Source organism: Bacillus cereus group sp. MG20, assembly GCF_040459885.1.
GTDB classification, from domain to species: domain Bacteria; phylum Bacillota; class Bacilli; order Bacillales; family Bacillaceae_G; genus Bacillus_A; species Bacillus_A cereus.
The window spans coordinates 2,331,951-2,344,682 of record NZ_JARVHF010000001.1 but is presented as its reverse complement, the minus strand read 5'-3'; the positions used below and the strand labels follow the sequence as shown (position 1 = coordinate 2,344,682).

Below are 12,732 nucleotides of genomic sequence, written 5' to 3'. Positions count from 1 at the left end.
CTATTCTGTTTTAAAATGAGATACGAGTTGATCTAACTCTTCAACTGTTTGTTTCATTTTTCCAGCAGTTACTGTCATTTCATTCATAACGATAACTTTCTGTTCAGCAGATTGTGCCGTTGCGGCGGTTTCGCTGGATACTTCGGTCGAGATAGAAGAGATGTTATTAAGTGAAGCATTCATTTCTTCAGCACTTGCAGCCATCTCTTCAGCAGTTGCTGATATGTCTTGCATTTGAGTAGAAGCTTGATTTACTTGCTCCAAGATTGTTGTGAAAGAAGAACCTGCTTCACGAATAACGTTAATACCTTCTGATGCTTCAGATCGCCCTTGAGACATCATAGAATTGGCAATTTCTGTATCATTTTGAATTTGATGAAGTAATTGATTAATGTCTGTTGCAGCTGTTTTAGATTGTTCAGCAAGCTTTCGAACTTCGTCAGCTACGACAGCAAATCCTTTTCCTTGTTCACCAGCACGAGCTGCCTCAATAGAAGCATTTAAAGCAAGTAAGTTTGTTTGCTCAGCAATATTAGATATAGATTGTAAAGCTGTATCAATATATTTCGTATGAGTGATTAGACGTTCGACTACTTCTGACGTAGCATTTACAGCTTCGTGAATCGTTGTCATTTGTGTAATAGATTTTTGGATAACGTTATTTCCATCATTCGCATGTTCATAAGTGGCTACAGCCAATTCTGCTACAGAGGACGCAGAATTAGCAATACGTTGAACACTTACTGCCATATCGTCCATTGCAGTTGAACTTTCTTCCATACTAGCAGTTTGAGATTGAATACTTTCATTTAAATTAGACATCGATCGTTGAACTTTTATTGTTGCTTCGCGTGATGTAGTTGTTTTTTCTAGCATATTTTCAGAAGCAGTTTGTACTTCCACTGATGTTTTTTGAACACGATTAATGATATGTTGTAGGTTTTCTAACATTTTATTAAATGATGTTGCGATAGCACCGATTTCATCGTTGCTATTTACTTGTAGACGTGCCGTTAAGTCACCTTCTTGAGAGGCTAATTCTTTTAGTTTTGTGTCAATTTGTTGAATTGGTTTCACAAGTTTACCAGAGAACCACCATGCAAGAATAATTGCAGCGACAATACAAATAACAAGTGATAAGAAAATAACATATTCGATTAAGAGTGCAGATTGGTCAATTTTTTCAATAGATTGTTCACGTAATTTAGCTTGTTCATTACTGTAATTTGTGAAGTCACCAATTACTTTATAGACAGTTCCGTTCTCTGAAGAAGCTACTTGTAAAGCTTCTTCCCATTTTTGTTCTTTTGCAAGAGTGAATACTTTTTCTTCAACGAACTTTCTCCAAGTAGACCCTAATTCCATTGTACTTTTTACGGACGAAGAAGCATTTGGATTAGAAAGAAGTTTATCTTTTGAATCCTCAAGACGTTTACTCATCTCATTAAACTTGTCTAATTCGACTTGATCATGTTGTAGTAAATAACCTCTTAAAGCAGAGAGCTGTACTTGATAAGCGTCTCCACGTTCTTTTAATTCTGTTGCCAGTGGAGAAATTTCTTTTTGTAATGTTTCAGCTTTACGAGATTGGTCAATAGCAAAAAATAAAATAAATGCTAAGGCGATACCGAATAAAGCGCAAATCGTTCCCATCATGAACATAAGTTTTTTTCTGATACTTACAAAATTCATATGATAAAAAGCCTCCTTTGTGAAATCTTAGTATTAGAATTAATAAATGTAAAAAATTGAAAGAAAGCTTTACTCCAGTTGGAATAAAGCTTTCTTATTTCCTTTAGGAATTATAGCAGACGGAATGAGAGATAGAAAGAGATATTTTAAAGTGAAAAAAGAGAGACTGTAAAACTTGCTTTCCTATACCTTTGAGTTCGTGTCATTTTCACTTTAAGCGTTTGTTTTGAAATGAGAAACGAGAACTTCAAGTTCTTGTACGATTGTTTTCATTTCAGATGATTTGTTAGCCACGATACTCATTTTGTTTACTTGATCACCAGCCGAATGTGCTGTTTGTGATGTTTCTGCAGCAACTTCGTTTGAAATAGAAGCGATATTATTTAAAGCTGCATTCATTTCTTCAGAGCTTGCAGCCATCTCTTCAGCAGTTGCAGACATTTCTTGCATTTGCGTAGAGACTTTGTTAATGTAGTTAACAATTTCTGAGAATGAAGATCCGGCGGTACGAATAACCGTAATTCCTTCAGAAGCTTCTGCTTGGCCTTGTGTCATCATGTCATTTGCTATTTTTGTATCGGCTTGAATTTGATGCAGTAAATGGTTAATGTCAGTTGCGGCTAGTTGAGATTGTTCAGCAAGTTTTCTAACTTCATCGGCAACAACAGCGAATCCTTTGCCGTGTTCACCAGCACGAGCTGCTTCAATAGAAGCATTTAAAGCGAGTAAATTTGTTTGCTCGGCGATATTCGAAATAGATTGAAGTGCAGTATCGATATGATTTGTATGTGTAATGAGTCGCTCAACTACTTGTGATGTAGCGTTAACGGCTTCGTTAATTGTATGCATTTGTGTAATAGATTTCTCAATGACTTTATTCCCATTATCTGCTTTTTCTGAAGTTGTGACAGCTAAACTAGTAACAGAAGAGGCGGACTCAGCGATACGCTGAACACTCGTTGCCATGTCATCCATTGCGGTTGAACTTTCTTCAATGCTAGAAACTTGTGAACGAATATTGTGTTCAAGAGCATTCATAGTTTCTTGGGTCCTTGCGGTATTTTCCATAGAAGCGGTTGTTTCGATAAATACATTTTCGGAAGCTTCTTTTACACTTGTTGATGTTTGTTGAACTTGTTTTATTATATGCTGTAAGTTAGTGAGCATTTGATTAAAGGAATTTGCAATGTCACCAATTTCATCTTTACTCGTTACGTGTAATCTAGCCGTTAAATCTCCATCTTGAGAAGCTAATTCTTTTAACTTCTCATCAATTTGTCGAATTGGTTTAACGAGTTTACCAGAGAACCACCATGCTAATAAAATAGACGTTAATGTACATGTAATGAGTGAGAAGAAAATAATATATTGAATAAGTGATGAAGAAGACTCGACATCAGCAATTAATGCGTCACGTTTCTCATTTTCTTCATTTGTATATTTATTAAAACGACCTAAAAGATCATTTACATAATCTGTTTGTGCTAAAGCAATTCTAGATGCTTCGTCCCATTTTCCTTCACGCGCAAGAGGGAGTACCTCATTATCTATGACGCTACGCCATTTTCCTCCCATTAAAATGGCTTCTTTCATTCCTTCTGGGAGCTTTTTGTCACTTGTTACTTTCTCTCTAGTATCAGCTAATTTTTTCCCTTCTCGGTTGAACTTATCTAATCCTTTTTGATCATGTGATAGCAAATATTCTTGTAAACCAGCAACTTGTCCTTGGAACCAATCGCCACGTTCTTTTAAAATCGTCGCTCTTTTCGATACATCATTTTTTAACGTTTCGATTTCACTTGCTTGATTCATGGCGAATGAAAGAATAACAATAAGAGCAATGCTAAATAAAGAAGAAATGCTTAAGAGTGTGAACAGTAGTTTTTTTCGAATACTAACATATTTCATCGTTACCCCTACCCTCATTTAAACTGTTTATTATGATTTATAGATATTTAAAACGAAATTAATAAAAACATTATTATGAAGTTATTAATCTGTTCAATAAAAATTATAGCAGATAATGGAAGGAGTCAGATTGGTATTAGAAAAAGTTCTTAAAATGTATACATTTGCATATCATAAAATTCATAAATAAATATTAGAAATGCTATTGAAATTTGAAATGACATCATGTATACTTCTAATTAGTTGATAACGATTATCAGTATCAACTAAAAACATTACTCTTCGTTATGTTGGTCATACCCCTTTTTGACGACGTAAGTCAGAGACGAAATGTTGAAATATCTTGTGTCCTATTCTACAGAATTATGGTAATCTCCAACCTCAACTTATATGCGTGAGCATGCAAAAAGGATCCTATCCGTGAAGGGATCCTTTTTTGCATGCTGTCGCAATTATTGTATATAGACCAGGGATACGTTCTTCGATTCCTTCTGGTGCAGTAGAAGGGAAGACCCATCTTTGATGAGATCCATGTTCTTCAACTAGTTTTTCAATTTTAAAATGTTCTTCCGCAAGTGTTGTAATGATTTCTCCTAGCGTCCAGCGACGGATGGTTGTTTTAGGTAGCGATTCTTTCTGTGCTTCTGTAAGAAGGATGCTATAAGCAACATCATCTTCAATTAATTCTTCATCGAAATAATTTCCACTTGCTCGAAATGATGGATGGTCTACTCCTAATAGCTTTGTGTATATTGGATGGTAATCGCGAAGGATAAGTATCCCCCCTGGCTTTAGTAGTTGAGAAATTTTTTTGAAAAGTGGTTTTAAATCTAGAAAGTAATGAAGTACACCAAGCTCCAGTAATACGATATCAAATGATTTGGAGAGATTTACATCTAGTACATCAGAAACGATGTAATGAATAGAGACGTCTGCGGCGGCAGCAAGTTCATTTGCATATTTTGCATTACTTGCTGAAATATCAACAACTGTTACGTCAGAACCTAAAAGGGCGAGAGCAACAGCTTTATTTCCTTTTGAGCCGAGTAAATTAATAATACATTTTCCTTTTGGAGATTGTATGTAAGGTAAATAATGTGCTACTTCGCGTGTGGGATCTTCCATGATTTTTTTCGCATAATCCTCCGGTGCCCCATGGCGATTCGTCCAAGCTTCATAAGCAGCTGTATTCCAGCTTTTTTCATTTATAGTGCTTAGTTGTTTTTGGTTCAATGTTATCACTCCTTTTGTGAACGTATAGGTATTCGGCGGGAGGATGGGATTTCCTGTTTTTTTGATTTAAAGTTTGATTTTTCTGTTAGTTAGTCGTAAAATACGTGTTATACGTAAAAGCATTGAAAAGGAAAAGTAGAATGAAAATATTCTTTCCAGAGAGCTTCGGTAGCTGAAAAGAAGCAAGAATATTCATTTGAACAATGGCCTTTGAGCTTCGTCCTGAACTTATCAAATGATAATAGTAGGCGGCGACGAGAGTTGGTACTCGTTATCAAAACCACAGTATAAGAGCATAGAGCTCCGTACTTGTTAAGGCTAATTATGTGAGTGATTGGCGAAATAAGGTGGTACCGCGACTGTTTATACAGCCCCGCCCTTATCTTTTTTAAGATAGGGGCGGGGCTTTTTATATTTTAAAGGAGGAATATAAGATGAGTATTTTTATTGGAGGCGCTTGGCCGTATGCAAATGGTTCGTTACACCTTGGCCATATTGCGAGTTTATTACCTGGAGATATTTTAGCGCGTTATTACAGGGCAAAAGGTGAGAATGTGCTGTATGTTTCAGGGAGTGACTGCAATGGAACACCGATTGCAATTAGAGCAAAACAAGAAGGTGTGACAGCAAAAGAAATTGCTAATAAGTATCATGAAGAATTTCAGCGATGTTTTCGTGATCTCGGTTTTACGTATGATTGCTATACACGTACCGATAGCGAGCATCATCATGAAACTGTTCAAAAAGTTTTTTTACGTTTATTAGAAGAAGGCTATATTTATAAAAAAACAGTGGAACAAGCATATTGTGAAACGTGTACGCAGTTTTTACCGGATCGTTATGTAGAAGGAATATGTCCATATTGCCATGAAGCAGCAAGAGGAGATCAATGCGATGCTTGTTCTGCTATTTTAGATCCTCTTGATTTGTTAGAAAAGAAATGTAAGTTATGTGGTAGTACGCCATCTGTAGAGGAAACAGAGCATTTCTATTTTGCATTGCATACATTTCAGGAGCAAATTAAAAAAGTTGTAGAAATCGCAAAAGAAAAAGGAACATGGCGTGATAATGCAATTCAATTAACGGAAAGATATGTAAAGGAAGGGTTACAAGATAGGGCTGTATCAAGAGATTTACCAATCGGGGTATCAATTCCAGTGAAAGGGTATGAAGATAAAAAAATTTACGTATGGATTGAAGCAGTGGCAGGATATTATTCAGCGAGTAAACATTGGGCTGAAGAAACAGGAAAAGATGATCAAGAGTTTTGGAATAGCGATGCGCAAACATATTATGTACACGGCAAGGATAATATTCCATTTCACTCCGTCATTTGGCCAGCGGTATTACTTGGAATAGGGGAAGAAGCAATCCCGCGTCATATCGTTTCGAATGAATATTTAACAGTTGAAAAAAGAAAATTATCTACAAGTAAAAACTGGGCAGTATGGGTGCCTGACATATTAGAACGCTATGATCCAGATTCTATCCGTTACTTCTTAACAGTAAATGCACCAGAAAATCGTGACACTGATTTTTCATGGCGTGAATTTATTTACAGTCATAATAGTGAATTGTTAGGAGCATATGGAAACTTCGTGAACCGCACATTAAAGTTTATTGAAAAATATTATGATGGCACTGTACCAAAGGGGACTATTGATATAGAGCTGAAAGATAAATTAGAAGGATTATATAAAAATGTAGGAGAGGCGATTGAGCAAACTAAATTTAAGGTGGCGTTAGAGACAATATTTGATGCAGTACGTTTTGCAAATAAATATTTTGATGAAAAGCAGCCTTGGAAACAAAGAGAAGATGATCCAGTTTTGTGTGAAGAAACGATTTATAACTGTGTGTATCTTATCGCTAATTTTGCAAATCTCCTTGAACCGTTTTTACCATTTTCAAGTGAAAGAGTTAGAAGCACATTGTCGATTATTAAACGAAATTGGGAACCGCAAAATACGTTGCCAAGTAGAATTGATAGCGTGCAGCCACTATTTGAGCGAATCGATGTAAAACAAATTGAGCATGAGGTAGGGAAGCTATATGGAGCGGTAAAGTGAAATATAGAAAAAGACCTTTCAAGTAAATGAAAGGTCTTTTGTTATGCAGTATGATTCTCTTTCTTATCTTTCAAAAAGAAAAGTACGGCAAGGATTACAAGAATAATAGCTGCAATATCATACGTTATTTTAAATGTAGTATTAAAGTTTAAGTACTCTACGAAAGGAGTTTTCACTGCTCCTGCATATATACAAACGGGAATGAGAAGTAAATCGTAAAATTTCTTTTCTTTCATATATCTTATTAGGAAGAAGATACACATAATAGCAAAAAATATGATGCTTAAAATAGTCATTTATACCTCCAGATAAATTTACTTATTTTAATTGCAGTTATATCTTTTATATAAATTCTGTATTTTTTCAAGCGCTATGCACGCGATTGTGTTTCCTTTCTTTCCTAGCCGTAAGCAGCTGAGGAGTGAAAATCCCAACCAATATAAAAATAATACCAATCCACTGCATGAATGTTACGACTTCATGTACAAGTGTAATAGAAGCGATAATAGCAGTTGGTAATTCAGCTGCACCTAATATTGTACCGAGTCCTGTTCCAACCTTTGGTACACCGATTGAAAAACAAATGACAGGTACAACAACGCCGAATAATCCGAGGAAGAAAGCATATTTCCATAGACCGGCTTGCAGGGCACCATCTGTTAAAAAGGTTGGTGGGAAGAATAGACATACGATAAGAGTCGCACTTGTTGTCATAAGAAAGCTTTTCGTATAAGGCGGAACATCTGTAGCAACGCGTCCGCTTGCAAAAACATAGAATGAAAAAGAGACTGCAGCTAATAGTCCAAAGATAATCCCTTTCGTAGAAAAACTTTGTCCGAGGCCTTCAAATACACCACCTGCAAACAATGTACCAGCAAATAAAATAAGGATAGATATGATCTTATCGCGGCTTGGAAATGTTCGATTTGCAATTGCTTCGATAATGACACCAATCCAAGTGAACTGAAAGAGTAGGACGACAGCGATAGATGCGGGTAGTTCTTCTACAGAAATAGCGTAGAAAATTCCAGTCATACTCATTGTTGTTCCGACGGTTAGTAATGAAAAGAATTGTTTTTTTGTTACTTTATGACGTGAAAAGAAAAGAACGAGTAGAAATAGTCCAATCCATCCGAAGACATATTGTCCCCCTAATAGTTGATGTGCTGAAAATCCATTTATGAATCCGAGTTTGAAAATAGTTGAAAGTATGCCGTAGCTGCAAGCACCGAATAAAACGAGCAATGAATATTTAAACTTATCCATAAAAAATCCTCCTTTTAAGTAATAAAAAACGCCCGCTATCCAAATAAGGATAACGGGCGAACGAAACAGAGTAAGACACTCTACAAAATTCCGCCACTCACACATGAAGTATGAGTTTGGGGTATGTAATTATAGTGAATGTTACATTGCTTTTGGGAATACAATGGAGCATTTTACACCTTGAGCTGTGTTTTGTATCCCGTAAGGAAACTGATGTTTATCTAATATTTGTTTCACGATATATAATCCAAGACCACTACCTTGTACTAAACCGTGTTTATCAGGGTTTGCGCGATAGAAAGGCTCAAATAAATGAGCAAGTTTATCTTCATCAATTTGTGAACCTGTATTCAATACTTCTAATGCGTAACCGTTTGGTTTTTCATAAAGCTTTATATATACGTGCTGATGGTCAATTGTATAATGAATTGCATTTGAAATAATGTTAAAAATAGCAGTTTGAATAAATTTAGGATCAGCTAAAATTTGTACGTCGTGTTTAATATTAGATTGTACATTTAATTGTTTTACAGATACAAAGTAATCTACTTTCTTTATAACATCCTCAATAATATTAGATAAAGAAATGACTTCTAAATTCGGTTTAAATTGAGGGTTTTGTATTTTGGATAATTCCGACATTTTTTCCGTTAATATGTTAATGTCTTGCATCATCTCGTAGGAACGTTTCAAATACTTATCTCTATCTTTATAAGCTCCAATTCCGTGAATCATGCCATCTAGTTGTCCCATAACGGCTGCGATGGGTGTTTTTAATTCATGGGATACCATAGACATAAATTCTTTACGAGATTGTTCTAATTGTTGTTCCTTCTTGAGCTCATTTCTTAAATCTTGATTGCTTTCATGTAAATTCTTCACAATATTTGGTACTTGTGAAGCGGCTACTGACAAATTAAAATCTGTTTGATCTGTATTTTTGTTAAGTAGCTTTTTATCTGAGAAATCAAGATTCATAATATCTTTTAAAGCATCGCTCATATATTGAAAAGGTTTAGCAATTAGTTTTGCGTACATTAAAGATCCGAGTAGAGATAATGCAAGCATTGTCGCGCCAACCTGTGGAGCTAACTGCTGCAACGCATCTGCTAACTTTGGATTATCATTTGTATCATTTGTTTTACTTGCTGCATTTTGTGTATGTAAGGCATCATTATTAGCGGCTTTCTTTTCTGCTTCTGTAAGCTGATTAGAAGTGCTATTTTCCCCCGAAAGGTTTTGTGTATGTTCTTTTGCCTTTGCAGTTTGGCTAGGCTGCAAAAGGTGATTGATAGCTGTAGAAAGAGATTTATAATCTACAATAGAAGATTGGAAATTAGAAATGTTTCCCTCTGACACAGCTTTATTTTGATTCGTTTTACTTTGATCGTTTTGCTTATCTAAATCCGCCTGTTCTGTAGTTGGCGTTCCATTTTCTTTCACAAAACGTTCTTTATCGTAGTTTGAAGCTAGAAAGTAAATGATTTGATAAAGACAAAGTGATAAAAGAATACAAAATAATAAGGTTTTGATGAAAATATTTTTGGTGATGTTGTCTTTGCTACGATTCGATTTTGTAGCCAATGCCTTTCACCGTTTTAATATAAGGAATTCCTAATTTTTTTCTTAAGTTTTTAATATGTGTATCTATAACTCTTACATCACCATAATGTTCATAGCCCCATACCTTATTCAACAAATCACTTCTTGATAATACTTTTCCTCGATTTTGCAGTAAAGTATAAATAATTTCAAATTCTTTTGTTGTCAATTCAATTTGATTACCATGAACATAAGCTGCATATGCTGTAGAATTTAACATCAATTCATGGAATTGTAGTATAGTTGCAGCTTCTGCTTCCTTTGTTGCTGCCCTTCTTAATACAGCCTCTACACGCTTAATAAATACGGTGTAATGGAACGGTTTCGTAATATAGTCATCAATACCTAACTCAAATCCTTTAATTTCACTTTCTTCATTATGTAAGCCAGTTAACATAATGATTGGTACATCAGATTGTCCTCGCATAATTTTACAAATACTATAGCCATCTATATCTGGTAACATTACATCGAGGAGGACAAGATCGTATGAATTTTTTTGGAAAAGAAGAATACCTTCTGTTCCAGCACCAACTACATCAACAGTAAAGTTTTGTGCCATTAGAAATTCACGAATAAGTTCTTGTATATCTGGGTTGTCTTCAATCACCAGTATATGCGTCATAGTAACACCTCCTAAATAACGCTTTTTACTGCAATATTCGAATTCATCATTTTTCGAGTGACTCAGATTGTTTATACATATAATAAGCCCCCGCTATAAAATAATAATAAAAGTAGCAAGGGGAATAGTTTAGTGTTACTGATTAGTTCAGAATTACAGTAGTTCTATTATAGTATGTATTATAAAATTTATAAAACATTATAACTGTATAATTTTAATATCTACGTTTATCAATGTTTGGATATTAGCTAATCAAATCTATTCCTATTATATATGTAAATACAGTTGTTTTGCTACTGTAAATGAATAAATAAAATAAGCCAAGACATAAAATTCTTGGCTACACATAAATCTTGTTTTTAGGCTATTTTACAGTGACAGTAGCTTGCTGCTGAACGCGCTCAAATAACCAGTGTATATCATTATTATACATACGAATACAACCAAGTGTTGTCCATTTGCCGATTGCTTGATTATTGTTAGTTCCGTGAATCGCATAAGTTGTTCCGTAAGTTCCTGCCATATTTAATCCAAGCCAACGGTCACCAAGTGGATTACGTGGATCGCCGCCTTTAATTTTGCCTGTATAATAAGGGCGGTTTTTAATTTTATTTACGATTTGAAAAGTGCCTTTAGGTGTAGGCGTTGCAGCTTTTCCAGTAGCGACAGTAAAACTTTTTATAAATTTTCCATCCTGATAATAATCCATTTTATTTAACTGAGTGTCTACGATTAATTGATCTTTCGTTGTAGCGGCCTCTGCGCTAGCGAATGGAAGAGTTAAAAATCCTAATGATAATAGTGCGCTTAATAATAATTTTTTCATTGTTATTCTCCTTTTACGATCGTAATAGTCTTACATACAATGAAGTTGTAATCCTCGTAATGCTTTATTTACATTTTCATCTAATGTTTCAAAGAATGTAGTGATTTTGCTGTTGTGTTTGTTGTTTTTATCAATAAGTAATCTTTCGTTTAATAAAAGCTCGCCGCGTAGTCCAAAACTTTGAACTTGAATATTTAGCTCATCTTCATTTTCAGAAATAATTGGTAAGAAATAGTGAAAAGCTTTCGTTGGAATGATGTAGCTTTTGCCAATCATGCTTTCTTGGTTTGAGTTAGTCCATTTTTTCGTGACAATTTTAATATTCTTTTTTGAAACGATAAAAGATAGTGTTGTAGATTTTGTTAAACTTACGTCAAATTCACTTGTTTCACATATGTGTAAATTAAAAACGGTTTCATTTTGATGAGATTCAACATTTGTATTAATAAAATCGTGCATTTTATATGCTTCCATTTCGTATTCACCCTTTTTTCAATTTCGAAAAACGACTTATATTTATTCAAATTAATGCTTAGTCATATATTAGTTAAATTTTTCAACAAATTCCGATATAATCTTACAATACGTATATGAAGCTAATATGAAGTTAGCATGAGTTTGTGGTGGTTTTTTATTGAGAACAAAATAAGAAAGGTTTTTCAGTGTTAAAAAATGGATAAAATTTGCATATTATTAATGCGTCTTTTTGTTATTTCGACTTAAAAAATGCTTTTAACTACTTAATAAAGAACGGAAATCATTAGTGTGACCCTTACAAAAATGTAATAAAAATGTAAGCTATTGTGATAGTTATTTCGACAATTTTTTTATAGAATAATAGTAAGAAGTTGTACGTGATTGAAAGGAGAGATGACATGGAATGGATTCATGAATTATTTCAGCAATACGGGTACTATGTTGTACTTGTAGGTTTGCTGTTAGAATATATTGCACTTCCGTTTCCGGGAGAGCCAACGTTAGCATATGCGGGATTTTTAGCACATAAGGGTGATTTAAGTTTACCGATTTTAATTATTCTATCCTTTATTGGGACAAGTGTAGGAATGACGATTCAATACTTTTTAGGAAATAAATTAGGTATGCCTTTCATTCAAAAGTATGGGAAATACGTATTTTTAACACAAAGAAAAATTGACTTAACGAGAATGTGGTTTGATAAGTATGGGTACTTCTTAATTTTTATTGGTTTCTTTATTCCTGGTGTACGTCATTTCACAGGATACTTTGCAGGAATTATTAATTTACCATTCCGTCGTTTTGCCATTACAATTTATTCAGGCGCTCTATTTTGGGTATCATTCTTCTTAATCGGTGGTTACTGGTTAGGTGGAAACTTACATGATATCTTTGGAGTGCTAGAAGGTCATATCGGTAAAATCATTTTTGGAGTTATTGTGATTGTAGCGGTTACGTTAGGTATTCGTTTCCGTAAGCAGTTAAAACGAGTATTACTACAAAACGCAAGCTAATATGAAATCCATTCTATGTCA

The 12,732-nt window shown here is 34.5% G+C and carries 11 protein-coding genes and 1 other annotated feature; of the genes, 2 read left to right on the top strand and 9 right to left on the bottom strand.

Features of this window, described 5'->3' with window-relative positions:
• The 3 genes from QCI81_RS12160 to QCI81_RS12150 all read right to left on the bottom strand — a co-directional run bounded on the left by QCI81_RS12160 (window position 1) and on the right by QCI81_RS12150 (window position 4,833).
• Entirely contained in the window at window positions 1–1,692 is a 1,692-nt protein-coding gene (locus QCI81_RS12160; RefSeq protein WP_353810758.1) for a methyl-accepting chemotaxis protein, read from the bottom strand.
• A gap of 213 nt (window positions 1,693–1,905) precedes the next feature.
• A complete protein-coding gene (locus QCI81_RS12155) occupies window positions 1,906–3,600 on the bottom strand; it encodes a methyl-accepting chemotaxis protein (protein WP_098852441.1) in 1,695 nt (564 codons plus the stop codon).
• Between the two features lie 414 nt (window positions 3,601–4,014).
• Window positions 4,015–4,833, bottom strand: a complete 819-nt coding sequence (locus QCI81_RS12150; protein ID WP_098852442.1) for a class I SAM-dependent methyltransferase — start codon at window positions 4,831–4,833, stop codon at window positions 4,015–4,017.
• A gap of 113 nt (window positions 4,834–4,946) precedes the next feature.
• Window positions 4,947–5,217: a binding site (T-box leader), on the top strand.
• 50 nt (window positions 5,218–5,267) lie between these two features.
• On the opposite strand from QCI81_RS12150, the gene metG reads away from it, so the two are divergent.
• Window positions 5,268–6,902, top strand: coding sequence for a methionine--tRNA ligase (metG, locus tag QCI81_RS12145; RefSeq protein ID WP_353810757.1), 1,635 nt, complete (start codon window positions 5,268–5,270; stop codon window positions 6,900–6,902).
• A 41-nt stretch (window positions 6,903–6,943) separates the two neighbouring features.
• Here the strand turns inward: metG and QCI81_RS12140 are convergent, their stop codons facing one another.
• From QCI81_RS12140 to QCI81_RS12115, 6 genes are all read right to left on the bottom strand, one after another.
• Complete coding sequence (locus QCI81_RS12140; protein ID WP_000154123.1) at window positions 6,944–7,198, bottom strand: hypothetical protein; 255 nt, start codon at window positions 7,196–7,198, stop codon at window positions 6,944–6,946.
• Window positions 7,199–7,265: 67 nt separating this feature from the next.
• Complete coding sequence (locus QCI81_RS12135) at window positions 7,266–8,168, bottom strand: EamA family transporter (RefSeq protein WP_000357148.1); 903 nt, start codon at window positions 8,166–8,168, stop codon at window positions 7,266–7,268.
• A 141-nt stretch (window positions 8,169–8,309) separates the two neighbouring features.
• A complete protein-coding gene (locus tag QCI81_RS12130) occupies window positions 8,310–9,752 on the bottom strand; it encodes a sensor histidine kinase (RefSeq protein ID WP_098033351.1) in 1,443 nt (480 codons plus the stop codon).
• Window positions 9,730–10,395 carry a response regulator transcription factor gene (locus tag QCI81_RS12125; RefSeq protein WP_000148833.1) on the bottom strand — a complete coding sequence of 222 codons (666 nt, stop codon included), beginning with the start codon at window positions 10,393–10,395 and terminating at the stop codon, window positions 9,730–9,732. Before QCI81_RS12125 ends, QCI81_RS12130 begins: the two co-directional genes overlap by 23 nt.
• A gap of 364 nt (window positions 10,396–10,759) precedes the next feature.
• Window positions 10,760–11,221 carry a L,D-transpeptidase gene (locus tag QCI81_RS12120; RefSeq protein WP_000735058.1) on the bottom strand — a complete coding sequence of 154 codons (462 nt, stop codon included), beginning with the start codon at window positions 11,219–11,221 and terminating at the stop codon, window positions 10,760–10,762.
• Window positions 11,222–11,251: 30 nt separating this feature from the next.
• Complete coding sequence (locus QCI81_RS12115; RefSeq protein ID WP_000388762.1) at window positions 11,252–11,695, bottom strand: DUF3978 family protein; 444 nt, start codon at window positions 11,693–11,695, stop codon at window positions 11,252–11,254.
• 401 nt (window positions 11,696–12,096) lie between these two features.
• Between QCI81_RS12115 and QCI81_RS12110 the strand changes: the two genes are divergently transcribed.
• Complete coding sequence (locus QCI81_RS12110; RefSeq protein ID WP_000454754.1) at window positions 12,097–12,711, top strand: DedA family protein; 615 nt, start codon at window positions 12,097–12,099, stop codon at window positions 12,709–12,711.
• The last annotated feature ends 21 nt before the right edge of the window (window positions 12,712–12,732 follow it).

Coding starts and splice junctions, on each gene's coding strand:
- QCI81_RS12110 (WP_000454754.1), top strand. CDS start 12,097: ATGGAATGGATTCATGAATTATTTCAGCAATACGGGTACTATGTTGTA.
- metG (WP_353810757.1), top strand. CDS start 5,268: ATGAGTATTTTTATTGGAGGCGCTTGGCCGTATGCAAATGGTTCGTTA.
- QCI81_RS12140 (WP_000154123.1), bottom strand. CDS start 7,198: ATGACTATTTTAAGCATCATATTTTTTGCTATTATGTGTATCTTCTTC.
- QCI81_RS12135 (WP_000357148.1), bottom strand. CDS start 8,168: ATGGATAAGTTTAAATATTCATTGCTCGTTTTATTCGGTGCTTGCAGC.
- QCI81_RS12155 (WP_098852441.1), bottom strand. CDS start 3,600: ATGAAATATGTTAGTATTCGAAAAAAACTACTGTTCACACTCTTAAGC.
- QCI81_RS12160 (WP_353810758.1), bottom strand. CDS start 1,692: ATGAATTTTGTAAGTATCAGAAAAAAACTTATGTTCATGATGGGAACG.
- QCI81_RS12115 (WP_000388762.1), bottom strand. CDS start 11,695: ATGGAAGCATATAAAATGCACGATTTTATTAATACAAATGTTGAATCT.
- QCI81_RS12125 (WP_000148833.1), bottom strand. CDS start 10,395: ATGACGCATATACTGGTGATTGAAGACAACCCAGATATACAAGAACTT.
- QCI81_RS12120 (WP_000735058.1), bottom strand. CDS start 11,221: ATGAAAAAATTATTATTAAGCGCACTATTATCATTAGGATTTTTAACT.